The sequence below is a fragment of the Pseudomonas sp. MYb185 genome, assembly GCF_002979975.1.
Lineage (GTDB): Bacteria > Pseudomonadota > Gammaproteobacteria > Pseudomonadales > Pseudomonadaceae > Halopseudomonas.
In genome coordinates this window covers 155,833-179,865 of record NZ_PCQD01000004.1, presented here as the reverse complement: position 1 = coordinate 179,865, position 24,033 = coordinate 155,833, and the positions used below count along the sequence as shown (strand labels likewise).

Genomic DNA, 24,033 nt, shown 5'->3' with positions numbered 1-24,033 from the left:
TATCGCAGTCGGGTGTAGCCGAAGTGTGACAAACAGAGAATCAATCGGCTAGGGATTGTTTTGCTGCGGTTGTGTCGAAATAGTACCAGCTTTCAGGGTCTCATTGAAAAACATTCGCATTTGAGAAAATGCTCGCCCTGCCACCCGTGCATCGTATTGCGCCTGGCCCGGCATATTGGCGGTAGGGTCAGTGAATGAATGCACGGCACCGCCATAGCTGATCAACTGCCAGTCATTGACCTTGGCCTCACGCATCTCATTCTCGAAGGCAGCGACCTGCTCCGGCGGAACATAAGGATCATCTGCGCCGTGCAGCACCAGCAGTGGCGTGCGGATCGCACTGGCATCCTTCGGGTTCGGCGTATCCAGGTTGCCATGGAAGGACACCACGCCGCCAATTGCACTACCGGAACGGGCCAGCTCCAGCACCGTGCCGCCGCCAAAGCAGAAGCCGATCGCACCCAGGCGCTCGACATCCAGCGCGACCTTGTCGGACTGGGCCTTGAATGCCTCCAGCGCCGCATTGGCCCGCTTGCGCATCAAGGCCCGGTCGGACCGCACCAGTCCGGCAGCCTTGCCCGCCTCCTCGGCATTGGCCGGGCGGATATCCTTGCCGTACATATCGGCGACGAACACGATAAATTCCGAACCACCAGCGCGGAAGGCCTTCTTCGCCGCGTTGTCGGTAACGCCCATCCAGTTCGGCACCATCAGCAACCCGGGCCGTCTTTCAGTGACCGCGTTGTCATATACCAGCATGCCTTGATAGGTCTCACCGTCGATCTGATAGTCCACTGCCTGCGTGACCATGCCCGCCTGCACCAGCCCTGCGCTGCCGGCCATGAGCAACATACCGAGAATTCTTTTCATAGGAGGTTCCTGAGCCAAGGATGCTCAGCACAGAATAGACAAGAAGACGCAACTTGGGAAACGGCTGGCAGTCCTGTCCGGCGTAGCGCAGGCGCGCTACACCCCAGGGCTTTGCCGCCCCGAAGTCGCAGGCCGTGGTGAGCAGCCGCCATTGCAGAACCGTCTGCGGCCAGGGACGGCCGTAGACGAGCGCCATGGATGGCGGGGTGCGCGTTCTGCAATGGCGGCTGCTCACCACGGCTTTACGCGGAGCATGTCGCCGCCCATGGATTGCCACGCCCTACGGGCTCGCAATGACTGTGCTTTTGAGGCACTGGCCAGTTGCAGACGCCAACCGCCTGCCGCTCCCTGCGGGCTCGCAATGACTGTGCTTTCGAGGCGCTGGCCAGTTGCAGGCGCCAACCGACTGCCGCTCCCTGCGGGGTTCGCAATGACCGTGCCTTTGAGGCACTGGCCAGTTGCAGACGCCAACCGACTGCCGCTCCCTACGGGTTCGCAGTGACGGTGTTTATAGGGAGTGCAGGACACGCAGAAATGACAACGCCCGGTGTGAGCCTCCCCACACCGGGCGTTGTTACAGCGGTATTACTTGCTCAGCTCGACCAGCAGCGCGTTGAGCCGACGCACATAACTGCCCGGGTCCTGCAACGCTTCGCCGGCGGCCAGCGCGGCCTGGTCGAACAGGATGTGGGTCAGATCGGCGAAGCGATCCTCGTCCTGCTCCTGATCGAGCTTTTCCAGCAGCGGGTGTGCCGGATTGATCTCCAGGATCGGCTTGCTTTCCGGTGCCTTCTGCCCAGTGGCTTCGAGGATCTTGCGCATCTGCAGACCCATGCCGTCTTCGTTGATCACCAGTACCGCCGGGGAGTCGGTCAGACGATGCGAGACCTTGACCTCATCCACACTGTCGGCCAACACCTGCTTGACCCGCTCGACCAGATCGGCCTTGGCCTTGGCCGCCTCTTCCTGGGCCTGCTTGTCCTCTTCGCCTTCCAGTTTGCCCAGGTCCAGATCACCGCGAGCGACATCGACGAACTGCTTGTCCTTGTACTCGCTCAGGTGGCTCATCAGCCACTCGTCGATACGGTCGGTCAACAGCAGCACCTCGATACCCTTCTTGCGGAAGATCTCCAGATGCGGGCTGTTCTTGACCTGGTTGTAGCGCTCGCCCGTGAGGTAGTAGATCTTGTCCTGACCTTCCTGCATGCGCTCGATGTAGGCATCCAGGCTGACCACTTCACTGTCATCGCTTTGCGCGGTGGAGGCGAAACGCAGCAGGCCGGCGATCTTCTCGCGGTTGGCGAAGTCTTCCGCCGGACCTTCCTTCATCACGCTGCCGAAGGCCTTCCAGAAGGCAGCGTATTTCTCAGCATCGTTCTTCGCCAGCTTCTCCAGCATGTCCAGGACGCGCTTGGTCAGGGCCGACTTCATACTGTCGATGGCCGGGTCCTTCTGCAGGATCTCCCGGGAGACGTTCAGCGACAGGTCGTTGGAGTCCACCACCCCCTTGATGAAGCGCAGGTACAGCGGCAGGAACTGCTCGGCATCATCCATGATGAACACGCGCTGCACATAGAGCTTCAGCCCACGCGGCGCCTCGCGCTGATACAGGTCGAAGGGTGCGCGGCCGGGAACGTACAGCAGGCTGGTGTATTCCAGCTTGCCTTCGACCTTGTTATGGCTCCAGCTCAGCGGGTTCTCGAAGTCATGGGCAACGTGCTTGTAGAACTCCTGGTACTCCTCTTCCTTGACCTCGGTACGCGGGCGGGTCCACAGCGCGCTGGCGCGGTTGACGGTTTCCCATTCCGGCTCGGCCGGCTTGTCCTGCTCCTCACCGAGATGCTGCTTGGGCAGCTCGATCGGCAGGGAGATATGGTCGGAATACTTCTTGATGACGTTGCGCAGGCGCCAGCCATCGGCGAACTCGCTCTCGTCGGCCTTCAGATGCAACACAATGCGTGTGCCACGCCCGGGCTTGTCGATGTTCTCGATGGTGAAGTCGCCCTCGCCCGCCGACTCCCAGCGCACCCCCTCAGCAGCATCGGCGCCGGCACGGCGGGTGAATACCTCGACCTTGTCAGCAACGATGAAGGCACTGTAGAAGCCCACACCGAACTGGCCGATCAGACTGGCGTCCTTCTTCTGGTCACCGGTCAGCTGCTGCATGAACGCGGCGGTACCCGACTTGGCGATGGTACCCAGGTGGCTGATGACCTCCTCGCGGGACATGCCGATGCCGTTGTCCTCGATGGTCAGGGTCCTGGCCTGTTCGTCAGCGCTGATGCGGATGCGCAGGTTCGGATCATCTTCCAGCAGTTGCGGCTGGGCGATGGCTTCGAAGCGCAGCTTGTCCGAGGCGTCCGAGGCGTTGGAAATCAGCTCGCGGAGGAAGATCTCCTTGTTCGAGTACATCGAATGGATCATCAGGTGCAGCAGTTGCTTCACTTCGGTCTGAAATCCAAGCGTTTCCTTCTGGGCTTCCACGGTCATGTTTGCAGTATCTCCATGTTTCACAAAGGGCCTTCACCCGGCAGCAACCGGGCAGATGGGTCATTGATGGGGATGCGGCAGGAGAATTTCAAGGCATGACCGGATCAGCGAGCGCGCTCCTCGATCCGGCGGATATCCAGCGGGTGAAAGTGCAACTCGACCTGATGCGGCCCCCGCTCCTGTGACAGGATCAGGCGCTGCTCGGCGCTCAACTCCTTGAAACTGCCCAGGTGCGTACGCCCGGACCAGGTGGTCAGACGTACCGCTGCGCCGCTGAACAGCTGCGGCTCGTCCATCAGCGCCAGCAGACTCAGCTCCCGCCACTGCGGCGGCACAGGTGGCGCCTCGGCTGGCGCTGCGACAGCCGGTTCGCTGGTCCGGGAATACAGCACGACACGCCTGGCACGTTCGCGCTCGAGCAACCATTCCGGCGTGGAGGACAGCACGACCTGACCGGTCAACCAGGTGCTGTGGATGGTCGGCAGATGCAGGTGGATGCGTCCCTCGACCCGTCCGGCAACCGGTTGGGCGAAATCCAGGCTCAGACTGTAGTCCCCCGACACCCGGCGCAACCCCGGTTCGGACAGGGCGCCGGTGTGCCAGCGCAGGATCAGCTCCGGCCACGCGCCCTGGTCCTCGGGCAGGCGCTCGATGACCGGGGCAAGCAGCAGCTCGCGGGCATTGGCAAAGCGAATGGTCAGCGAGCGGCGAACCCGGTCGGCCGGGCCTTCCTCGAACACCAGATCCTCACCGCGCCAGAATATCCGGTTCGGCACGAACGGCTGGCCCATGATGGTGCCGCGCAGGTCGCTGGCCGCCTCGGGCTCCACCGCCCAGCGACCCGATAGCAGCGCCTGCATACGCTCAGGATGATTGACCTGCAGCAGTGCTGCACCGGCAATCGCAGCGCACAACCCGAACAACAGCAGCAGACGCGGCCACAACGGATAGCCAAGCCCGCGCAATACCAGGGTCAGCGGCGCGAACAGCAGCGCCAGCAGCATCCTGCCGACCGACAATCGCACAGCGGCGATCACCAGCCACAGCCAGCCCAGGGTCAGTAATACAGCACCGCCAAGTAACAACAAGGCTTCCATGTCCTGACATCTCCACTCGTACGGCTGTCGAAAATTCAATCCAGCTTGAAATGCGCCCGTGCCGTGGCCACCGGCTCGTCCGAGCGGGTTTGCCATGCGGTAATCGCCACATTACCCACTCGCCGCCCCTGACGCCATACCTGACAGGTCGCATAGGTATCCCGGGACAGGCCGGCCCGCAGGTAATCCACGGAAAAATCAATAATCTTGGGAAAGGTCGGGCTGTTCATGCTGACCATCAGATGCAACATGGCCGCCAGCTCCATGAAACCAGCCAGCACGCCGCCATGCAACGCGGGCAATACCGGATTGCCGATATTGTCCTTGCTGATGGGCAGGTGGAAGACCATCTCCTCCCCCAGCCGCAATACCCGCATGCCGAGCATCTGCGCATAGGGGATCTGTTCTATCAGCGGCCGGTAGTCACCGGTCTGGTGGGCATCGCGCACCAACTGTTCGATATGCTGGTTCATGCTGCGCCTCCTGCTGCGGGGCGTACCTGCCCCGACTCCAGCGTACCCTTGCCCATGCGCATGAAGGTGCCCACCACGTGGGCCAGCGGCTCCTCTCGGCTGTGCTGGTAGGCCACGCCGCGGGTGAAGATGATCGTGGGCGTTACCCGGTAGCATTCGGCAAAACCGAAGATCGGCGCCCCCGGCTCGGCCGGATGCATATAGTCGATGCGCAGGTCCAGCGTCGGGCAGATCTCGAAATCATCCAGGTAACAGACCGTGGAAATGCCACAGCAGCTGTCCATCAGGGTGGTGATTGCCCCACCGTGCACCACACCGGTCACCGGATTGCCGACAATGAGTTCACTGTAGGGCAGTTTGATGACCAGGCCGCTCTCATCGGCCTGCTCCACCGTCATGCCAAGCACCTGGCAATGGCGCAGCACGGACAGGAAGTTGCGTGCGCGTTGTTCAATACTCATATCAAGCCCACCGGATACAAAACTCCAGATTTTAACAGACCAGCATGAATCTACTACGCTTGGTGTAGCGAAGCGGGAACTCTTGCCGCTTACGCCGGACTAACCAGACAGTGAATCATCACTTGGAGAATCAGATGAAAAAGCTTTGCGCAACGGCCATCCTCATGGCCAGTCTCGGTATGCTGGCAGCCTGTCAGGACAAGCCGGAAGACAAGATGGAGTCGGCTCGCGAGTCCATGTCCGATGCGATGGACAATGTAGGTGATGCCATCGAAGATACCGGCGATGCCATCGAGCAGAAAGCCGACGAAACCTTCAATAACGAGCCGACTACCGGCGAACGCATTCAGGAGAATCTGGATGCAGCCGGCGACAGGATCAGTGAAGCCTATGATGACTCCACCGATTACCTGCAGGAAAAAGGTCAACAGGCCAAGGAAGCCGCCGCTGATGCCCGGGACGATCTGAACCAGCGCATGAACGGCGAATAACCCCCGCAGTTGCTGTATACCCCACGACAATATCGGCCGCTTATGCGGCCGATATTGTTTGTGCGTCAGTCATTGCTCTGGCGGGGGTTCGGGGAACTGCGCCGGCGTCGCCATCAGCACTTCCAGCACCGTGGATTTGAACTCCCGACGGTACAACACATATACCACGCCCGCGGTCATGCCCATGAACACCCAGGGGTTGATGAACCAGCAGAGCATCGCCAGCGCGAAGTAATAGGAACGCAAGCCCAGGTTGAAGGAGTGCGCAGCCTTGGACAGCACCTTGGCCGCCCGGGTGGCGAAGGCCTTGCGTTCGATCTCGCTGACATGCTTCTCCCCTACCAGTGGAGCCGAGCCAAACAGCACTGAAGCAAAGTTGTACTGACGCATCGCCCAGGAGAAGGTGAAGAACGCGTAGACGAAGATACCCAGCATCGCCAGCAGCTTCACCTCCGAAATTTCACGGCTGACCGAGGCCACGAATGGCAGTTCCTGCAGCAGGCTCTGGGCCCGATCCGTTGCCCCCATCACGGTGATCAACCCCGCCACGATCAGCAACGTGCTGGAGGCGAAGAACGAGGTGTTGCGCTCCAGGTTGCTGATCAGGCTGGCGTCGGCAATGCGCTGCTCACGCAGCAGCAGCCGGCTCATCCAGTCCTTGCGATACAGGTGCAGTACGCTCGCCAGGCAGGGCGTATCCCGCCCTTTGTGCCAGGCGTAGCGGGTATAGCCGATCCAGCAGAAGATGAACCAGCCAAAGGCGGTAAAATTCAGCCAGAGCGATTCGGCATGGAGAATATCGTTCATTGTGCTTCCTTCAACGAACTCATGCGCTGCGCAGCCTGCCATAGCGTAACTGGTCCACCACAATGGCGATGACCAGCATGACGATGGCCGGCACCAACCAGCCCAGCCCCAGAGAAGCAAACGGCAGGCCACTCATCCAGGCCGTATCACGGTCCATGAAACCGGCGGCCTTGAGGCCATCGATGATACCGAACAACAAGGCGACCAGCATCACCGGGCGCATGATGTTCTGCGGACGCTGCCAACCTGGCAGGAACAGGCCAAGACAGACCAGCACGATAGCCAGCGGGTACAACCCCACCAGCACCGGGATGGAAACCCGGATCAGGCTGTCCAGCCCCTGGTTGGATACCGCCATGCAGAAGATGGTGAATACCCAAACCACCTGTTCATAGCTGACCGGAAACTCGCGACTGAAAAACGCGCCACAGGCCGATATCAGCCCTACCGCGGTGGTCAGGCATGCCAGGGTGATCACCACCGCCAGCAGCAGGCTGCCCGCCGTACCGAAACGATACTGGACGAAGGCGGCCAGGATCTGCCCACCATTGGCGCCCGGCTCCACCAATGAGCTGCTGGTAGCGCCCAGCTGAAACAGCGCCAGGTAGACCAGGGCCAAACCAACGGCAGCGATCACCGATGCAGTAATCGTATAGCGGGTCACCACATGGGTTTCCTGCACCTGGCGATCACGAATGGCTCGGGTGATCACCACACCGAACACCAGCGCCCCCAGGGCGTCCATGGTCAAATAGCCTTGCAGAACACCCTCGATAAGCGGGTTTTCCCGGTAGGCCGATGCCGCCTCACTGACATCACCTGCCGGGAACAGCAGCGCCGCTATACCGAGAATCACCAATGCCAGTAGCAGCACTGGCGTGATCAGCTTGCCGATATTGTCCACCAGGCGGCCGGGCTTCAATGCCAGGCACAACACCACAGTGAAATACACCAGCGAATAGATCAGCAGCGCCTGCCAGCTGTCCTCGACCAATCCGACCACACCCACCTCATACGACACCACGGCGGTTCGTGGCGTGGCGAACAGCGGCCCGATGGAGAGATAGACCAGAATGGCCAGGATCAGGCCGGGATATTTCCCCAGCGGCGCGGTCAGCTCCTGGATACCACCACCAACCCGCGCCAGCGCAACCAGCGTCAGCAGCGGTAAACCCACCGCAGTCAGCAGGAATCCCAGCGCGGTGGGCCACATGTTCTCACCGGCCAACAGACCGGCGCTGGGCGGAAAGATGATATTGCCTGCACCCAGAAACAGGGCGAAGGTCATGAAACCGAGGGCCAGAATATTGGCCGGCGATAATGTCTTCATTGAAATTCTTCTGTCAGGGACTGCCCGGTACAGACAGCAATGCGGGCATTATAAACATGCGTATGGGCAAAAGGGCTGCTCCCGGTCATGTTGTGAACCAAAAATGACAAAACCCCGCCGAGGCGGGGTTTTGCTTGCAGATCAGCGGGGAATTACTTCATTTCCCAGCCAGTCAGTTCCGACAGCGCCTTGCCGATATCGGCCAGCGAGCGGACGGTCTTCACGCCTGCGTCTTCCAGGGCAGCGAACTTCTCGTCGGCAGTACCCTTGCCGCCGGAGATGATCGCACCGGCATGGCCCATGCGCTTGCCTGCCGGAGCAGTCACACCAGCGATGTAGGACACCACCGGCTTGGTCACATTGGCCTTGATGAAGGCAGCGGCTTCTTCTTCAGCGCTACCGCCGATCTCGCCGATCATGACGATGGCTTCGGTCTGCGGATCTTCCTGGAACAGCTTCAGGATATCGATGAAGTTGGAGCCAGGGATCGGGTCACCGCCGATACCGACGCAGCTGGACTGACCGAAACCGGCGTCAGTGGTCTGCTTGACCGCTTCGTAGGTCAGGGTGCCGGAGCGGGAAACGATGCCTACCTTGCCTGGCAGGTGGATGTGGCCGGGCATGATGCCGATCTTGCACTCGCCGGGGGTGATGACGCCCGGGCAGTTAGGCCCGATCAGGCGTACGCCCAGTTCGTCGCACTTGACCTTGGCATCCAGCATGTCGAGGGTAGCGATACCTTCGGTGATGCATACGATCAGCTTGATACCGGCGTTGGCGGCTTCCAGGATGGAATCCTTGCAGAACGGAGCCGGAACGTAGATCACGGAGGCATCAGCACCAGTAGCTTCCACTGCTTCGCGCACAGTGTTGAATACCGGCAGGCCCAGGTGCGTAGTGCCACCCTTGCCCGGGGTAACGCCACCGACCATCTGAGTACCGTAGGCAATGGCCTGTTCGGTGTGGAAGGAGCCCTGCGAGCCGGTGATGCCCTGGCAGATTACCTTGGTGTTCTTGTCGATCAGGATGCTCATTACTTGCCCTCCGCCGCTTTGACGACCTGTACTGCAGCGTCGGTCAGACTGGTTGCTGCGATGATGTTCAAACCACTTTCAGCCAGTACCTTGGCACCCAGGTCGGCGTTGTTGCCTTCCAGGCGCACCACTACCGGCACCTTGACGCCTACATCCTTGACCGCACCGATGATGCCTTCGGCGATCATGTCGCAACGCACGATGCCACCGAAGATGTTGACCAGAACCGCGGCCACATTGCTGTCGGAGAGGATGATCTTGAACGCTTCAGTCACGCGCTCCTTGGTTGCACCGCCGCCGACGTCGAGGAAGTTGGCCGGCTTGCCGCCGTGCAGGTTGACGATGTCCATGGTACCCATGGCCAGACCGGCACCGTTGACCATGCAGCCGATGTTGCCTTCCAGCGCCACGTAGTTCAGTTCGAACTGGGCAGCATGCGCTTCACGGGCATCGTCCTGGGACGGATCGTGCATGGCGCGCAGCTTGGGTTGACGGTACAGGGCGTTGGCGTCGATGTTGATCTTGGCGTCCAGGCAGTGCAGGTTGCCGTCTTTCTTGATCACCAGCGGGTTGATTTCCAGCAGCGCCAGGTCGTAGTCGGCGAACAACTTGCCCAGACCGACGAAGATATTGGTGAACTGCTTGATCTGGTCGCCCTTCAGGCCCAGCTGGAAAGCCAGGTCACGGCCCTGGTAGGGCTGCGGACCGACCAGCGGATCGATGGTGGCCTTGAGGATTTTCTCGGGAGTTTCTTCAGCGACCTTCTCGATTTCAACGCCACCTTCGGTGGATGCCATGAAAACGATACGGCGGGTGGAACGATCCACGACGGCGCCCAGATAGAGTTCCTGGTCGATATCAGTGCAGGACTCTACCAGAATCTTGGTCACCGGCTGACCGTTGGCATCGGTCTGATAGGTTACCAGACGCTGACCCAGCCACTTCTCGGCAAAGGCCTTGGCGTCTTCCTTGTTCTTGACCAGCTTGACGCCACCAGCCTTGCCGCGGCCACCAGCGTGGACCTGGGCTTTGACTACCCACTCGGAACCACCGATGGTGTCACAGGCTTCGGCAGCTGCTTCAGGAGTGTCGACAGCAATACCTTTGGAGACAGGAAGGCCGTACTCAGCGAACAGCTGCTTCCCCTGATATTCGTGAAGATTCATTCATTTGTACCGTTGTTCATATGAATTTCATAACAGTGACGGTACTGCGCCACTGTCACCGATCAGGCTGCCGGACCAGAGTCCCTGCATACCCGAGTCACCCCCGGGGGTGATGGTCGATCCTTCGACCTTGCCTTGTGAATCGGCAACCAGGCCGCCGGCACATCCGCTGTGCGGAAGTGCCGGCGGTCCGGGGAGGATTACTTAACGCTTCTTGCGGTTGGCGATGTGAATCGCGTGGCCGTTCACTGCCAGAGCAGCTTCCTTCATCGCTTCCGACATGGTCGGGTGAGCGAAGACCATCATGCCCAGGTCTTCGGCACTGGTGCCGAATTCCATGGCGATAGCGCCCTGCTGTACCAGCTCGGCAGCGCTTGGCCCGATAACGTGTACGCCCAGTACACGGTCGCTCTTGGCGCAGGCGATGATCTTGACGAAGCCGGCAGTATCGTTGGCGGCCATGGCGCGACCACTGGCAGCGAAGGGGAACACGCCGACGTTGATTTCAACGCCTTCGGTTTTCAGCTGCTGCTCGTTCTTGCCAACCCAGGCGGCTTCCGGATGGGTATAGATGACCGACGGAATCAGGTCGTAGTTCATCTGCGCCTTGTGCCCGGCGATGCGCTCGGCCACCACGACACCCTCTTCCGAGGCCTTGTGGGCCAGCATCAGGCCGCGTACCACGTCACCGATGGCGTACACGCCCGGCACCGAAGTGGCACAGTGGTCGTCAACGAATACGTAGCCACGCTCGTCCAGGGTAACACCCGAGTCAGCGGCCAGCAGATCGGTGGTCACCGGACGGCGGCCAACAGCCACGATCAGCTTGTCGAACACCAGTTCCTGATCGCCCTTGGCGTCAGTGAACTTGACGGCAACTTCCTCGCCCTTGACTTCGCTACCGGTAACACGCGCACCCAGCAGCACATTCAGGCCCTGCTTGGTGTAGATTTTCAGCGCTTCCTTGGACAATTGCTCGTCGGCAGCTGGCAGGAACTTGTCCAGTGCTTCGATAACGGTCACTTCAGCACCCAGACGCGACCATACCGAGCCCAGCTCCAGACCGATCACGCCCGCGCCAATCACACCCAGACGCTTGGGAACGGACTCGAAGTCCAGCGCGCCGGTGGAGTCAACGATGACCTTCTGATCCACCGGAGCCGGGGGAATTTCGACCGGGCGCGAACCGGAGGCCAGAATCACGTTCTCAGCGGCCAGCACTTCGCTGCTGCCGTCTTCCTTGGTGACTTCGACCTGCTTGCCAGCCAGCAGTTTGCCGTGACCCTGGTAAACAGTAACGCCGTTGGCCTTGAGCAGGCCGGCAACACCGCCGGTGAGGTTCTTGACGATCTGATCCTTGCGACCAATCATGGTCGAGACGTCCATCGTCACGTCACCGGTGGAAATGCCGTGGACCTGGAATGCATCCTTTGCTTCATGGTATTTCCAAGAGCTGTCCAGCAATGCCTTGGAAGGAATGCAACCCACGTTCAGGCAGGTGCCGCCCAGTGCCAGCTTGCCATCCTTGCCCTGGTACTTCTCGATACAGGCTGTTTTCAGACCCAGCTGGGCAGCGCGGATGGCGGCTACATAGCCCCCCGGACCGGCACCGATGACCACTACATCAAATTTGTCGCTCATAAACCAATTCCTCTGTTTGCAGCTCTATATCCCAAACTGCCGGTACGACTACCGGCAGTCTGCCGCTTGACGCGTTAAAACCAGTTGCTGCGGTCAGATGTCCAACAGCATGCGAGCCGGATCTTCCAGCAGCTCCTTGATCGCGACCAGGAAGCTGACCGCTTCCTTGCCATCGATCAGGCGGTGGTCATAGGACAGCGCCAGATACATCATCGGCCGGATCACCACCTGGCCATCAACGGCCATCGGGCGCTCCTGGATCTTGTGCATGCCCAGAATGGCGGCCTGCGGGGGGTTTACGATCGGCGAAGACAGCAGCGAACCGAATACCCCGCCGTTGGAAATGGTGAAAGTACCACCAGTCATTTCCTCCATGGACAGCTTGCCATCGCGTGCCTTGCGGCCGAAGTCGCTGATGGTGCCTTCGATCTGGGCCAGGTTCATGAACTCGGTGTTGCGCAGCACCGGCACCACCAGACCACGGTCACTGGATACGGCCACACCGATATCCTGGTAGCCGTGATAGACGATGTCCTTGCCATCGATGGAGGCGTTGACCGCGGGGAAACGCTTCAGCGCTTCGGTAGCCGCCTTGACGAAGAAGGACATGAAGCCCAGGCGTACGCCATTGTGCTTCTTCTCGAACAGGTCCTTGTACTTCTTGCGCAGGTCCATGATCGGCTTCATGTCGACTTCGTTGTAGGTCGTCAGCATGGCCATGCTCGACTGCGCCTCGACCAGACGCTCGGCAATGCGCGCACGCAGGCGGGTCATGGGCACGCGCTTCTCGACGCGGTCACCTTCGCTCAGCATGACCGAGGAGGCGCTGGCGGCAGCAGGCTTGGCGGCCGGTGCAGCGGCAGCAGCCGGAGCGGATTTCTTCGCCTCGATGGCGTTGAGCACGTCTTCCTTGGTGACGCGACCGCCCTTGCCGGTGCCCTTGATCTGGGCAGGATCCAGGCCACTTTCTTCGGCCAGCTTGCGCGCTGCCGGATTCAGCAGTTGCTCATCACCCGCTTCGGCTTCGGCGGCAGCGGCGGGAGCCGCAGTTGCTGCCGGCGCGGCCTCGGCCTTCGGTGCGGCAGTGGCGCCTTCGTTCAGCGTACCCAGTTTCTCGCCGCTGAGGACGGTATCGCCTTCGCCCTTGATGATATCGCCCAGCACGCCATCGGCTTCGGCCAGAACTTCCAGAACAACCTTGTCGGTCTCGATGTCAACGATCAGGTCATCGCGCTTGACTGCGTCGCCGGGCTGCTTGTGCCAGGTGGCAACAGTGCCGTCCGCAACCGATTCGGGGAATGTAGGGGCCTTGATTTCAATCGCCATTGTCAATCCTTAAATAAACTGTGTTGTGCAGTGGCTCAAGCGTAGAGCGCGTCCTGCAGGAGTTTCGCTTGTTCTTCTGCATGAACGGAGGGGTAGCCACCAGCAGGTGCTGCGGAAGCCTCTCGTCCAGCGTAGTCCAGATACAGATTGCTGACGCTGTGCTGTGCCAGCACGCGGCGCATGTGATGCTGGCTGCAGTACCAGGCACCCTGGTTCATGGGCTCTTCCTGACACCAGACCACTTTCTTCAGTCCGCTGTAAGGGGCAAGAACCTCGGCCAGGTCGTCTTCCGGGAACGGGTACAGCTGTTCGATACGGACGATGGCGACATTCTCGAGCTCATCGGCGCGACGCTTCTCCAGCAAATCGTAGTACACCTTGCCGCTGCACATGACCACCCGGTCCACCTTCGCCGGATCGATCGCGTCGGCTTCGGGAATCACGGTCTGGAAGGACCCTTCGGCCAGATCTTCCAGGGTGGAGATTGCCAGTTTATGACGCAGCAGGGATTTCGGCGTCAGTACCACCAGCGGCTTGCGCAGCGGGCGAATCACCTGACGGCGCAGCAGATGGTAGATCTGGGCCGGCGTGGTCGGTACGCAGACCTGGATGTTCTGCTCGGCGCACAGCTGCAGGAAGCGCTCCAGACGTGCGGAAGAGTGCTCCGGCCCCTGACCTTCATAGCCGTGCGGCAGCAGCATGGTCAGACCGCACAGGCGGCCCCACTTGTGCTCACCACTGGTGATGAACTGGTCGATCACCACCTGGGCACCGTTGGCGAAGTCGCCGAACTGCGCTTCCCAGATCACCAGCGCATTGGGCGTGGTGGTAGCGTAGCCGTATTCGAAGGCCAGCACCGCCTCTTCCGACAGCAGGGAGTCGTAGATATCCAGGCGTGGCTGGTTCTCGCTGAGGTTGGCCAGCGGAATGTAGGCGCCATCGCCTTTCTGGTTGTGCAGCACCGCATGACGGTGGGAGAAGGTACCGCGTCCCACGTCCTGGCCGGTAATACGCACCGGATGCCCTTCGTGCAGCAGGGTGGCGTAGGCCATGGTTTCGGCGAAGCCCCAGTTCAGGGCCAGGCCGCCAGCGGCCATCTTCACCCGGTCCTCGATGATCTTGGCTACCTGGCGCTGTACCACCAGACCGTCCGGCAGGTTGGTCAGGCGGTTGGCCAGCTCCTGCAGGGTCTTGAGGTCGAAGCGGGTGTCATGGCGCGCAGTCCACTGGTGGCCCAGGTAGGGTCTCCAGTCAACGAAGGAGTTGGAGTCAGGCTCCTTGACCAGGCTTTTCACCACGTGATCGCCATTGTCCAGGGCGGTACGGTACTCCTCGATTCGCTTCTGCACATCCTCTTCGGTCAGCGCGCCACCTTCGACCAGACGCTTGGCGTAGATCTCGCGGGTAGTCGGGTGCTTGCTGATCACCGCGTACATGCGCGGCTGGGTGCCGGACGGCTCGTCCGCTTCGTTGTGGCCGCGACGGCGGTAGCACACCAGGTCGATCACCACGTCACGCTTGAACTGCATGCGGTAGTCGACTGCCAACTGGGTGACGAACAGCACGGCTTCCGGATCATCCCCGTTGACGTGGAAGATCGGCGCCTGAATCATCTTGGCGATGTCGGTGCAGTACTCGGTGGAGCGGGCATCTTCCTGACGGCTGGTGGTAAAGCCGACCTGGTTGTTGACCACGATATGGATGGTGCCACCGGTCTTGTAGGCGCGGGTCTGGGACATCTGGAAGGTTTCCATGACCACGCCCTGGCCGGCAAAGGCAGCGTCGCCATGGATGCTGATCGGCAGCACCTTGTCACCGGTGGCATCCTTGCGGCGGTCCTGACGGGCACGCACCGAGCCTTCGACCACCGGAGAGACGATCTCCAGGTGCGAGGGGTTGAACGACAGCGCCAGATGCACTTCGCCGCCGGAGGTCATGACGTTGGACGAAAAGCCCTGGTGATATTTCACGTCACCGGAGCCCAGGTCGATCATCTTCTTGCCTTCGAACTCGTCGAACAGATCGCGCGGGTTCTTGCCCAGGGTGTTGACCAGCACGTTGAGACGGCCACGGTGAGCCATGCCCAGTACGACTTCGTTGACCCCATAGGAGCCGGAGCGCTGGATGATCTCGTCGAGCATGGGGATCAGGCTCTCGCCACCTTCCACACCGAAACGCTTGGTGCCGGGGTACTTGGTGCCCAGGTACTTTTCCAGGCCTTCGGCGGCGGTCAGGCGCTCGAGCAGGTGACGTTTGCTTTCGGTCGAATGCTGCGGCTTGCCGCGCACGCTCTCCAGGCGCTGCTGGAACCAGCGGCGCTGAGCAGAATCGACGATATGCATGTATTCAGCCCCGAAGGTACCGCAATAGGTCGACTTCAGTGCTTCGAGAATTTCACGCAGGGGCGCCTCTTCCTTGCCGATGTTCAGCTCACCGGTACGGAACACGGTGTCCAGATCAGCGTCGGTCAGGCCATACTCGGCCAGCGTCAGATCAGCGATTTCTTCCCGCTCCCACAACCCCAGCGGATCGAGACTGGAAGCCTGGTGGCCACGCATGCGGTAGGCCTGAATCAGGCGCAGCACACCGACCTGCTTCTTGTCACGCTCGCTGCTGACCTGGCCACCGCTTACCGCCTGCGGACGGCGGTTGTTCTGCGCGAGCGACAGGAAATGCTCGCGGATGGTGGAATGGGAAATGTCCGAGCCGGTGGAGCCGGTGATCTGGGGCAGCTTGTCGAAATAGCTGCGCCATTCTTCGGCGACACTGTTCGGATCGTGCAGATAGAGCTCATAGAGCTCTTCAACGTAGGAGGCATTCCCACCGGATAGGTGAGATGTACTCCACAGCTGCTGCATTTCGCTGTCTGGCATTCTTGGTCACCCTCTATAAGGGGACACCACCTGGCGCAAAAGACCATTAATTGGCAATCAGATTGCCATCCGTGCAGAACAGTCAGATGGGGTCTCGGCATTGTCCCTGCCAATCGCCCTGCTCTGTCACATTCCGCGAAACCGGAATATTGCCGGCCCCGACAGATAGTTCGGGTGTTACCCGTTGCCCCTGTTGGTTTAGCTACATAATACAGACCGCTGCTTTGTGAGCGGCGGTCCGAATTCAATTACTGGCCGACCCCTGATGCAGGGGCCGGCGCAGACTCGTGCTCAAACAGAGCCCTACTCAAGTCCCGCTTTGCAGCAGCATGTTGCGGATATGTCCGATTGCCCGGGTCGGATTCAGACCCTTGGGGCAGACATTCACGCAGTTCATGATGCCACGGCAGCGGAACACGCTGAACGGATCATCCAGCGCTGCCAGGCGGTTCTCGGTCTCGGTGTCGCGGCTGTCCGCCAGGAAGCGGTAAGCCTGCAACAGACCCGCAGGACCAATGAACTTGTCCGGGTTCCACCAGAACGAAGGGCAGGACGTGGAGCAGCATGCACAGAGAATGCACTCGTACAGGCCATCCAGCTTTTCCCGCTCCTCCGGCGACTGCAGGCGCTCGATAGCCGGCGCCGGCGTGTCGTTCTGCAGATAAGGCTGAACCTTCTCGTATTGCTTATAGAAGATGCTCATATCCACGACCAGGTCACGGATTACCGGCAAACCCGGCAACGGACGCAGAACCAGCTTGTTGTTCTTCACTACACTTGACAGCGGAGTGATGCAAGCGAGCCCGTTCTTGCCGTTGATGTTCATGCCATCGGAACCGCACACACCTTCACGGCAGGCGCGGCGGAAACCCAGCCCAGCGTCCTGCTCCTTGGCCAGCTGCAGAACGTCCAGCACCATCAGGTCCTTGCCCTCGGTGTCGACCTGGAAGTCCTGCATGTAGGGAGCCTTGTCGGTCTCAGGGTTGTAACGATAGATACTGACTTGCAACATATCGGATCCCCTTAATATGTGCGGACTTTGGGTTCGAACACCGGAACGGTCTTCGGCGCGAAGTTGACCGCACGCTTGGTCAGCTGCTTGGTCTGCGGATGGTACATGCTGTGGCACAGCCAGTTTTCGTCGTCACGCTCGGTGAAGTCTTCACGGGCATGCGCGCCACGGCTTTCAGTACGTGTGTCAGCGGCAATGGCGGTCGCCTCGGCCACTTCCAGCAGGTTCTGCAGTTCCAGCGCTTCGATCCGCGCGGTGTTGAACGCGTTGCTCTTGTCGTCGATCTTGACGTTGGCGATGCGCTCACGCAGGCCTTCCAGCTCCTTGATGCCCTTCTGCATGTATTCGCCGGTACGGAATACACCGAAGTAGTTCTGCATGCAGTTCTGCAGTTCCTTGCGCAGCGGAGCGACGTCTTCACCGGTAGTACGGGTGTTGATGCCGGACAGGCGGGACAGGGAGGCTTCGATGTCGGACTCGGAAGCGCCGCGGTAGTCGATACCTTCCTTCAGAGCGCTTTCCAGGTGCAGGCCGGCAGCGCGACCGAATACCACCAGGTCGAGCAGCGAGTTACCGCCCAGACGGTTGGCACCGTGTACCGATACGCAGGCCACTTCGCCAACGGCGAACAGGCCTTCGATGATCTTGTCGTTGCCTTCGGCATCCTGGGCGATCGCCTGACCATGGATGTTGGTGGCAACACCACCCATCATGTAGTGACAGGTCGGTACTACCGGCACCGGGGCAGTGACCGGGTCGACATGGGCGAAGGTCTTGGACAGCTCACAGATACCCGGCAGGCGGCTGTGCAGCACTTCCTCACCCAGGTGATCCAGCTTCAGCATGACGTGGTCGCCATCCGGGCCACAACCGTTGCCAGCCAGGATTTCCTTGACCATGGAGCGGGCCACGACGTCACGACCGGCAAGGTCCTTGGCGTTGGGAGCGTAACGCTCCATGAAGCGCTCGCCGTGCTTGTTGATCAGGTATCCACCTTCACCACGGCAACCTTCGGTAACCAGTACACCGGCACCGGCAATACCGGTCGGGTGGAACTGCCACATTTCCATATCCTGGACCGGTACGCCGGCGCGCAGCGCCATGCCGACACCGTCACCGGTATTGATCAGGGCGTTGGTGGTCGAGGCGTAGATACGGCCTGCACCACCGGTGGCCAGAACAGTGGCCTTGGAACGGATGTAGACGGTTTCGCCGGTTTCGATGCAGATGGCGATGACGCCGACGATGGCGCCGTCCTGGTTCTTGACCAGATCGACCGCATACCACTCATTGAGGAAAGTGGTGTTGTGCTTGATATTACCCTGATACAGGGTGTGCAGCAGGGCGTGACCGGTACGGTCGGCGGCAGCGCAGGTACGCGCGGCCTGGCCACCGTTGCCATAGTCCTTGGACTGACCACCGAACGGACGCTGATAGATGCGGCCCTGCTCGGTACGGGAGAATGGCAGGCCCATGTGCTCGAGTTCGAATACCGCTTCAGGACCCACGGAACACATGTACTCGATTGCGTCCTGGTCACCGATATAGTCGGACCCCTTGACGGTGTCATACATGTGCCAGCGCCAATCGTCGTTCGGGTCGGCCGAGGCGATCGCACAGGTAATACCGCCCTGGGCGGAAACGGTGTGCGAACGGGTCGGGAATACCTTGGTTACGACGGCAGTCTTGTGACCGCCCTGAGCCAGTTGCAGCGCCGCGCGCATACCGGCACCACCACCACCAACGATGATGGCGTCAAATGTCAAAGTACGAATGTTAGCCATTAGTTAAAACCCCACAGAATCTGTACACCCCAGACGAACAGCACGAACATCGCCAGACCGCAGACCACCTGGAACAGGAAGCGCAACACGGTAGCGGCTTTGCCGAAGGCCATGGGGGTGAGGTAGTCAGTGGAGATGGTCCACATGCCGACCCATGAATGCACGCTCAGCGCAACCAGCGTCAGCAGGCTGAAGATGCGCATGGCATTGTTGCTGAACAGACCCTGCCACTCGGCATAGGTCAGCCCGGGGTTGAGCAGCAGAAAGCCAAGCATAAACAGGGTATAGGCCGCCAGCAGCACAGCGGATACGCGCTGCGCCATCCAGTCATATAGACCGCTGCGCGACAGGTTGGTGACGTTGGTTACCATATCCATACCCCCAGAAGAACAATCAGAACAACGGCGATGACAATCACCAGCTTGGAACCCAGCCGGCCACTTTCCAGCCCCTCACCGATGCCGGCATCCATGATCAGATGGCGGATACCCGCTACCAGGTGATACAACAGGGCGGACAGAACACCCCAGAGCACCAGCTTGGCGAACGGATTTTGCAGGCATGCCTTGACTTGCTCGAAACCGCTTTCGGAACTCAGTGACGTGCTCAGCATCCAAAGCAGACCAGCAATGGCGATGAACAGAATGACTCCCGAAATTCGGTGAGCGATAGACGTATAGGCTGTGACAGGAAGTTTGATTGTCCTGAGATCTAGGTTGACAGGTCTTTTGCTATTCACGGCTATATTCACACTCATTACCCTGTGGACAGGGCTGGATTATAGAAAGGTGTGGTTCACACCCAAATGACGCGCGGCACAGCTTCAAGGAAGAAGCCGAATGGGTCACTTTGCCGGTCAAGGAGTATAGAGACTTGGCCGCCTGATTACAACGCGATAAAGCCCAGCCAGCAGCGCCCGCCGCCCTTGCAAGAACCCCCGCTGCGTCAAATGCGCGCATCCCGTTTTGTCAATGAAACCTTTGAATGGCAACGATTCAGAAACTCTATCGGTAGAATTGACAAACGGGTTTTTGACCTTATAGTGATGCGGGCCCTGCGTGGGGGGTCACACTTTCGATACAGCAAAATAGGAGGCCATCAATGGCTGACAAAAAAGCGCAGTTGATCATCGAGGGCGCTGCCCCCATCGAGCTGCCTGTCTATTCGGGCACCTTGGGGCCGGATGTCGTCGACGTTCGCGGCCTGACCAGCGAAGGGGTATTCACCTTCGACCCCGGTTTCATGGCGACTTCATCCTGCGAATCCAAGATCACCTACATTGATGGCGACAAGGGTGTATTGCTGCATCGGGGCTATCCGATCGAACAACTGGCAGAGAAATCCGACTTCCTGGAAACCTGCTTCCTGCTGCTCAAGGGTGAACTGCCCACCGCAGCGGAGAAAGAGAAGTTCGACAACACCATCAAGAACCACACCATGGTTCATGAGCAGTTGAAGAACTTCCTCAATGGCTTCCGCCGCGACGCCCACCCGATGGCCATCATGTGTGGCGTGGTGGGCGCCCTGTCCGCCTTCTACCACGATTCGCTGGATATCAACGACCCCCATCATCGCGAAATCTCGGCCATCCGCCTGATCGCCAAGATGCCGACCATTGCCGCCATGGTCTACAAGTATTCCGCCGGCCAGCCGATGATGTATCCGCGTAACGACCTGAGCTACTCGGAAAACTTCCTGCACATGATGTTCAATACCCCGGCCGAGATCAAACCGATCAGCCCGGTGTTGGCCCGTGCCATGGATCGCATCTTCGTGCTGCACGCCGACCACGAACAGAACGCCTCCACCTCCACCGTCCGTCTGGCCGGCTCCTCCGGCGCCAACCCGTTCGCCTGTATCGCTGCCGGTATCGCCGCCCTGTGGGGACCGGCTCACGGTGGTGCCAACGAAGCCGTACTGCGCATGCTCGATGAGATCGGCGATGTGTCCAACATCGACAGCTTCATCGCCAAGGCCAAGGACAAGGACGATCCGTTCAAGCTGATGGGCTTCGGCCACCGCGTGTACAAGAACTTCGACCCGCGCGCCCGCGTCATGAAGCAGACCTGCGACGAGGTTCTGGGTGAGCTGGGCATCAATGACCCGCAACTGGAACTGGCCATGAAGCTGGAAGAGATCGCCCTGAGCGACCCCTACTTCGCCGAACGCAACCTGTATCCGAACGTGGACTTCTACTCCGGTATCATCCTCAAGGCGCTGGGCATCCCCACCGAGATGTTCACCGTGATCTTCGCCACCGGCCGCACCCCGGGATGGATCGCGCACTGGAACGAAATGATCAGCAACCCGTACAAGATCGGCCGTCCGCGCCAGCTGTATACCGGCTACACCCAGCGCGACTACCCGAACAAGTAAGGGCAGTCCCAAAAAAACCCGCTTCGGCGGGTTTTTTATTGGCGGGTGGGGCCGAATTGCAGCCGGGCCTCCGTTCAGGCCGTGGCCTGCTCCCACCAGCTCAGTATCCGCACCGCTTCCTCAGCACTACCGCCACACACCTCCTCATCAGCCATGAACTCGGCGCAGACGCGGGGCCGCTGCGGCGAATGGAAGATCCCACAACGCCGATCCGACGTAAGATGAATACAGGCCACACCCGCCGGTTTACCGCCGGGCATGCCTGGAATGGATGAAGTGATCGAGGGCGCCACACAACAGGCGCCACAGCCTTCTCGACATTGCATATAGAAGCTAGAATTCCCGCTGAATCTGATTACGCCCGCCTGACGGGCACCTTCCACACCTTTCGAGCCCCATACCATGCACATACCCGTCTGGGCCCAGACCGCCTTGCTGTTGAGCCTGTCGAATATTTTCATGACCTTCGCCTGGTATGGGCACCTGCGTTCCCTGAACAGCAAGCCGTGGATCATCGCCGCGCTGGTCAGCTGGGGTATCGCACTGTTCGAGTATCTGCTGATGGTCCCGGCCAACCGTATCGGCTATACCGAGATGTCAGTGGCCCAGCTGAAGATAATGCAGGAAGTGATCACGCTCTGCGTGTTCGTACCCTTTGCGGTGTTCTTCCTGCATCAGCCATTGAAACTGGATTATCTCTGGGCCGGCCTGTGTCTTCTCGGCGCGGTGTATTTTATTTTCCGCTCTTGAGTCTGGCAATCAGACTTGAAGTATCCCAGCGTCCACCACCCATCTGCTGAACATCGGCGTAGAACTGGTCGACCAATGCGGTAATGGGCAGTTGCGCGCCATTGCGTCGCGACTCGTCCAGCACGATTGACAGATCCTTGCGCATCCAGTCGACCGCAAAGCCGAAATCGAACTCCCCGGCAAGCATGGTCTTGTGCCGATTTTCCATCTGCCAGGACTGCGCCGCGCCCTTGCTGATCACCGATACCGCCGCTTCGCCATCAATACCGGCACACTGGGCGAAATGCAGCGCCTCGGACAAACCCTGAACCAGCCCGGCAATGCAGATCTGGTTGACCATCTTGGTCAGCTGGCCGCTACCGATCGGCCCCATCAGCTTGAGCATCCTGGCATAGCTGTTGATCACCGGGCGCGCCAGATCGAATACCGCTTCCTCACCACCGACCATCACGGTCAACTGCCCATTCTCGGCACCCGCCTGACCACCCGACACCGGCGCATCGAGAAAGCCCACGCCACTTGCCGCGGCCAGCTCGCTCAGTTGCCGGGCCACACCGGCCGACGCGGTGGTATGGTCGACGATGACCGCGCCACTGCGCGCACCTGCCAATACCCCTTGCGAGCCGCCGATCACTTCCAGCAGGTCCTGATCGTTGCCAACGCAGACCATCACGAAGTCCTGCTCCTGCGCCGCTTCAGCCGGGGTGGCACAGGCACGTCCGCCATATTGCGCTACCCATTGCGCCGCTTTTTCAGCGGTGCGGTTGTACACGGTCACCTCATGCCCGGCACGGGCCAGATGCCCCGCCATCGGATAACCCATCACCCCCAAACCAACAAAGGCCACATTCGCCATTCCATACTCCTGATTCATGCATAGACACATCGTCGTGATCGCTGATAATAGCAGGCTTCGCGGCGCTGGCTGGCAAAAGCGGCGGCAGGCATAATGTGCACCCTTTCACGCATCCATGGAGTCACGACATGTTCAACGTCAACCAGTACTTCGAAGGAAAAGTAGCTTCCATCGCCTTCACCCAGCCCGAAGGCGCGGCCACCGTCGGTGTCATGGCACCGGGAGAGTACGAGTTCGGCACCAATCAGCTGGAGATCATGCACGTGATCAGCGGCCAACTGACCGTCAAACTTCCCGGCAGCGAGTTCTGGGAAGACTTCAAGGCTGGCAGCCAGTTTACCGTGCCGGCCAACAGTCGCTTCCAGCTGCAGGTCGCGCAGGATACCGCCTACCTGTGCGAGTATCGCTGAGCTCACCGGTCACGGGTTGTCGAGCGCCTGCTCGACGACAACACCTCAGCCGGTAAACCCGATGCGGTGGCTGCACGACTGCGCACCACTCCAAACTCGCAGGCGGTGATGAGCCGCAACAGTTGCAGAACCGTCTGCGGCCAGGGACGGCCGTAGACGAGCGCCATGGATGGCGGGGTGCGCGTTCTGCAACTGTTGCGGCTCATCACCGCCCTACTCGGTACCTCAACAAACTCCAATCAAACCCTATCAAGCAACTCAGCAATGATCGGGCTCGACATACCGCAGCTACGCCACGATCGCCCGCCCATACCCCTCGACGAACTCCGCCGGCATCCGCCGTGGACGCCCGCTACTCAGTTCGACACAGGCAAAGGTGGTGTAAGCCCGCAGCAGAGTGACTCCATCGCTCGGACGCACCAGCTGGAAGCGCCGAGTCATGCGCAGCTTGCTGTCCCAACTGACGATCCAGGTCGCCATCTGCAACTCTTCATCGACATAGGCCGCCGCCAGGTAGTCGATTTCATGGCGTACCACCACCATGGCGCGATTGAGCTGCTGATACTCGGGCAAACCCAGGCCTAGCGACTGGGAATGCCGCCATGCGCAGCGCTCCAGCCAACGCACATAGACGGCATTATTGGCATGCCCCAGCTCGTCGATATCCTCCGGCTGCACCTGCACATTGTCGATAAAGGGGGTTTGCAGATCCCATTTCACACGCTGTCTCCCGGCAAAGCAGAACAAAGAGTGCAGCATACCACCGCCGAGCCTGTGATAGACCGC

23 protein-coding genes are annotated in these 24,033 nt (G+C 60.2%); 4 read left to right on the top strand and 19 right to left on the bottom strand.

What is annotated here, in order from left to right; genetic code table 11:
- Window positions 1-48: 48 nt before the first annotated feature.
- From CQ007_RS07760 to CQ007_RS07740, 5 genes are all read right to left on the bottom strand, one after another.
- On the bottom strand, window positions 49-870 hold the full coding sequence (locus CQ007_RS07760) for a dienelactone hydrolase family protein (RefSeq protein WP_105644813.1): 822 nt from the start codon (window positions 868-870) through the stop codon (window positions 49-51).
- Between the two features lie 585 nt (window positions 871-1,455).
- Window positions 1,456-3,360 (bottom strand): molecular chaperone HtpG, encoded by a 1,905-nt coding sequence (htpG, locus tag CQ007_RS07755; RefSeq protein ID WP_105644811.1) that lies wholly within the window; start codon window positions 3,358-3,360, stop codon window positions 1,456-1,458.
- Window positions 3,361-3,464: 104 nt separating this feature from the next.
- Window positions 3,465-4,457, bottom strand: a complete 993-nt coding sequence (locus CQ007_RS07750; RefSeq protein WP_105644810.1) for a hypothetical protein — start codon at window positions 4,455-4,457, stop codon at window positions 3,465-3,467.
- 35 nt (window positions 4,458-4,492) lie between these two features.
- On the bottom strand, window positions 4,493-4,930 hold the full coding sequence (locus CQ007_RS07745) for a PaaI family thioesterase (RefSeq protein ID WP_105644808.1): 438 nt from the start codon (window positions 4,928-4,930) through the stop codon (window positions 4,493-4,495).
- Window positions 4,927-5,391, bottom strand: a complete 465-nt coding sequence (locus tag CQ007_RS07740) for a PaaI family thioesterase (protein ID WP_105644806.1) — start codon at window positions 5,389-5,391, stop codon at window positions 4,927-4,929. The genes CQ007_RS07745 and CQ007_RS07740 overlap by 4 nt, the downstream gene beginning before the upstream one ends.
- A 134-nt stretch (window positions 5,392-5,525) precedes the next feature.
- Between CQ007_RS07740 and CQ007_RS07735 the strand changes: the two genes are divergently transcribed.
- Window positions 5,526-5,882: a hypothetical protein gene (locus CQ007_RS07735; protein ID WP_177424306.1), complete on the top strand. Its 357-nt coding sequence runs from the start codon at window positions 5,526-5,528 to the stop codon at window positions 5,880-5,882.
- A 69-nt stretch (window positions 5,883-5,951) separates the two neighbouring features.
- On the opposite strand, the gene CQ007_RS07730 is transcribed toward CQ007_RS07735, so the two are convergent.
- The 11 genes from CQ007_RS07730 to sdhC form a co-directional block, all read right to left on the bottom strand.
- Window positions 5,952-6,689 (bottom strand): DUF599 domain-containing protein, encoded by a 738-nt coding sequence (locus tag CQ007_RS07730; RefSeq protein WP_105644804.1) that lies wholly within the window; start codon window positions 6,687-6,689, stop codon window positions 5,952-5,954.
- A gap of 19 nt (window positions 6,690-6,708) precedes the next feature.
- Window positions 6,709-8,019: a branched-chain amino acid transport system II carrier protein gene (brnQ, locus tag CQ007_RS07725; protein WP_105644802.1), complete on the bottom strand. Its 1,311-nt coding sequence runs from the start codon at window positions 8,017-8,019 to the stop codon at window positions 6,709-6,711.
- Window positions 8,020-8,171: 152 nt separating this feature from the next.
- The gene (sucD, locus tag CQ007_RS07720; RefSeq protein ID WP_105644800.1) at window positions 8,172-9,053 is read right to left on the bottom strand and encodes a succinate--CoA ligase subunit alpha; all 882 of its coding nucleotides are present in this window, start codon (window positions 9,051-9,053) and stop codon (window positions 8,172-8,174) included.
- Window positions 9,053-10,219 carry an ADP-forming succinate--CoA ligase subunit beta gene (gene sucC, locus CQ007_RS07715; protein ID WP_105644798.1) on the bottom strand — a complete coding sequence of 389 codons (1,167 nt, stop codon included), beginning with the start codon at window positions 10,217-10,219 and terminating at the stop codon, window positions 9,053-9,055. Before sucC ends, sucD begins: the two co-directional genes overlap by 1 nt.
- Before the next feature lie 204 nt (window positions 10,220-10,423).
- Window positions 10,424-11,860, bottom strand: a complete 1,437-nt coding sequence (gene lpdA, locus CQ007_RS07710; protein WP_105644796.1) for a dihydrolipoyl dehydrogenase — start codon at window positions 11,858-11,860, stop codon at window positions 10,424-10,426.
- A 93-nt stretch (window positions 11,861-11,953) separates the two neighbouring features.
- Window positions 11,954-13,186, bottom strand: coding sequence for a 2-oxoglutarate dehydrogenase complex dihydrolipoyllysine-residue succinyltransferase (gene odhB / locus CQ007_RS07705; RefSeq protein WP_105644794.1), 1,233 nt, complete (start codon window positions 13,184-13,186; stop codon window positions 11,954-11,956).
- A 35-nt stretch (window positions 13,187-13,221) separates the two neighbouring features.
- Window positions 13,222-16,059 carry a 2-oxoglutarate dehydrogenase E1 component gene (locus CQ007_RS07700; protein ID WP_105644792.1) on the bottom strand — a complete coding sequence of 946 codons (2,838 nt, stop codon included), beginning with the start codon at window positions 16,057-16,059 and terminating at the stop codon, window positions 13,222-13,224.
- A gap of 307 nt (window positions 16,060-16,366) precedes the next feature.
- The gene (locus tag CQ007_RS07695) at window positions 16,367-17,071 is read right to left on the bottom strand and encodes a succinate dehydrogenase iron-sulfur subunit (RefSeq protein ID WP_105644790.1); all 705 of its coding nucleotides are present in this window, start codon (window positions 17,069-17,071) and stop codon (window positions 16,367-16,369) included.
- 11 nt (window positions 17,072-17,082) lie between these two features.
- On the bottom strand, window positions 17,083-18,855 hold the full coding sequence (sdhA, locus tag CQ007_RS07690; protein WP_105644788.1) for a succinate dehydrogenase flavoprotein subunit: 1,773 nt from the start codon (window positions 18,853-18,855) through the stop codon (window positions 17,083-17,085).
- The gene (gene sdhD, locus CQ007_RS07685; protein ID WP_105644786.1) at window positions 18,855-19,226 is read right to left on the bottom strand and encodes a succinate dehydrogenase, hydrophobic membrane anchor protein; all 372 of its coding nucleotides are present in this window, start codon (window positions 19,224-19,226) and stop codon (window positions 18,855-18,857) included. Before sdhD ends, sdhA begins: the two co-directional genes overlap by 1 nt.
- Window positions 19,220-19,606: a succinate dehydrogenase, cytochrome b556 subunit gene (gene sdhC / locus CQ007_RS07680; protein ID WP_105645254.1), complete on the bottom strand. Its 387-nt coding sequence runs from the start codon at window positions 19,604-19,606 to the stop codon at window positions 19,220-19,222. Before sdhC ends, sdhD begins: the two co-directional genes overlap by 7 nt.
- 350 nt (window positions 19,607-19,956) lie before the next feature.
- On the opposite strand from sdhC, the gene gltA reads away from it, so the two are divergent.
- Window positions 19,957-21,231 (top strand): citrate synthase, encoded by a 1,275-nt coding sequence (gltA, locus tag CQ007_RS07675; protein WP_105644784.1) that lies wholly within the window; start codon window positions 19,957-19,959, stop codon window positions 21,229-21,231.
- A gap of 74 nt (window positions 21,232-21,305) precedes the next feature.
- On the opposite strand, the gene CQ007_RS07670 is transcribed toward gltA, so the two are convergent.
- Window positions 21,306-21,557 (bottom strand): YkgJ family cysteine cluster protein, encoded by a 252-nt coding sequence (locus tag CQ007_RS07670; RefSeq protein ID WP_105645252.1) that lies wholly within the window; start codon window positions 21,555-21,557, stop codon window positions 21,306-21,308.
- Window positions 21,558-21,639: 82 nt separating this feature from the next.
- Here CQ007_RS07670 and CQ007_RS07665 point away from each other — a divergent pair, with 82 nt between their 5' ends.
- Window positions 21,640-21,981 carry a DMT family protein gene (locus CQ007_RS07665; RefSeq protein WP_105645250.1) on the top strand — a complete coding sequence of 114 codons (342 nt, stop codon included), beginning with the start codon at window positions 21,640-21,642 and terminating at the stop codon, window positions 21,979-21,981.
- On the opposite strand, the gene CQ007_RS07660 is transcribed toward CQ007_RS07665, so the two are convergent.
- On the bottom strand, window positions 21,965-22,837 hold the full coding sequence (locus CQ007_RS07660) for an NAD(P)-dependent oxidoreductase (protein ID WP_105644783.1): 873 nt from the start codon (window positions 22,835-22,837) through the stop codon (window positions 21,965-21,967). The genes CQ007_RS07665 and CQ007_RS07660 overlap by 17 nt on opposite strands.
- 128 nt (window positions 22,838-22,965) lie before the next feature.
- Here CQ007_RS07660 and CQ007_RS07655 point away from each other — a divergent pair, with 128 nt between their 5' ends.
- Window positions 22,966-23,247, top strand: a complete 282-nt coding sequence (locus CQ007_RS07655; protein ID WP_105644781.1) for a pyrimidine/purine nucleoside phosphorylase — start codon at window positions 22,966-22,968, stop codon at window positions 23,245-23,247.
- 288 nt (window positions 23,248-23,535) lie between these two features.
- Here CQ007_RS07655 and CQ007_RS07650 read toward each other — a convergent pair whose 3' ends face one another.
- Window positions 23,536-23,967 carry a thioesterase family protein gene (locus CQ007_RS07650; RefSeq protein WP_105644779.1) on the bottom strand — a complete coding sequence of 144 codons (432 nt, stop codon included), beginning with the start codon at window positions 23,965-23,967 and terminating at the stop codon, window positions 23,536-23,538.
- Between the last annotated feature and the right edge of the window lie 66 nt (window positions 23,968-24,033).

Coding starts and splice junctions, on each gene's coding strand:
- CQ007_RS07760 (WP_105644813.1), bottom strand. CDS start 870: ATGAAAAGAATTCTCGGTATGTTGCTCATGGCCGGCAGCGCAGGGCTG.
- htpG (WP_105644811.1), bottom strand. CDS start 3,360: ATGACCGTGGAAGCCCAGAAGGAAACGCTTGGATTTCAGACCGAAGTG.
- CQ007_RS07750 (WP_105644810.1), bottom strand. CDS start 4,457: ATGGAAGCCTTGTTGTTACTTGGCGGTGCTGTATTACTGACCCTGGGC.
- CQ007_RS07745 (WP_105644808.1), bottom strand. CDS start 4,930: ATGAACCAGCATATCGAACAGTTGGTGCGCGATGCCCACCAGACCGGT.
- CQ007_RS07740 (WP_105644806.1), bottom strand. CDS start 5,391: ATGAGTATTGAACAACGCGCACGCAACTTCCTGTCCGTGCTGCGCCAT.
- CQ007_RS07735 (WP_177424306.1), top strand. CDS start 5,526: ATGAAAAAGCTTTGCGCAACGGCCATCCTCATGGCCAGTCTCGGTATG.
- CQ007_RS07730 (WP_105644804.1), bottom strand. CDS start 6,689: ATGAACGATATTCTCCATGCCGAATCGCTCTGGCTGAATTTTACCGCC.
- brnQ (WP_105644802.1), bottom strand. CDS start 8,019: ATGAAGACATTATCGCCGGCCAATATTCTGGCCCTCGGTTTCATGACC.
- sucD (WP_105644800.1), bottom strand. CDS start 9,053: ATGAGCATCCTGATCGACAAGAACACCAAGGTAATCTGCCAGGGCATC.
- sucC (WP_105644798.1), bottom strand. CDS start 10,219: ATGAATCTTCACGAATATCAGGGGAAGCAGCTGTTCGCTGAGTACGGC.
- lpdA (WP_105644796.1), bottom strand. CDS start 11,860: ATGAGCGACAAATTTGATGTAGTGGTCATCGGTGCCGGTCCGGGGGGC.
- odhB (WP_105644794.1), bottom strand. CDS start 13,186: ATGGCGATTGAAATCAAGGCCCCTACATTCCCCGAATCGGTTGCGGAC.
- CQ007_RS07700 (WP_105644792.1), bottom strand. CDS start 16,059: ATGCCAGACAGCGAAATGCAGCAGCTGTGGAGTACATCTCACCTATCC.
- CQ007_RS07695 (WP_105644790.1), bottom strand. CDS start 17,071: ATGTTGCAAGTCAGTATCTATCGTTACAACCCTGAGACCGACAAGGCT.
- sdhA (WP_105644788.1), bottom strand. CDS start 18,855: ATGGCTAACATTCGTACTTTGACATTTGACGCCATCATCGTTGGTGGT.
- sdhD (WP_105644786.1), bottom strand. CDS start 19,226: ATGGTAACCAACGTCACCAACCTGTCGCGCAGCGGTCTATATGACTGG.
- gltA (WP_105644784.1), top strand. CDS start 19,957: ATGGCTGACAAAAAAGCGCAGTTGATCATCGAGGGCGCTGCCCCCATC.
- CQ007_RS07670 (WP_105645252.1), bottom strand. CDS start 21,557: ATGCAATGTCGAGAAGGCTGTGGCGCCTGTTGTGTGGCGCCCTCGATC.
- CQ007_RS07660 (WP_105644783.1), bottom strand. CDS start 22,837: ATGGCGAATGTGGCCTTTGTTGGTTTGGGGGTGATGGGTTATCCGATG.
- CQ007_RS07655 (WP_105644781.1), top strand. CDS start 22,966: ATGTTCAACGTCAACCAGTACTTCGAAGGAAAAGTAGCTTCCATCGCC.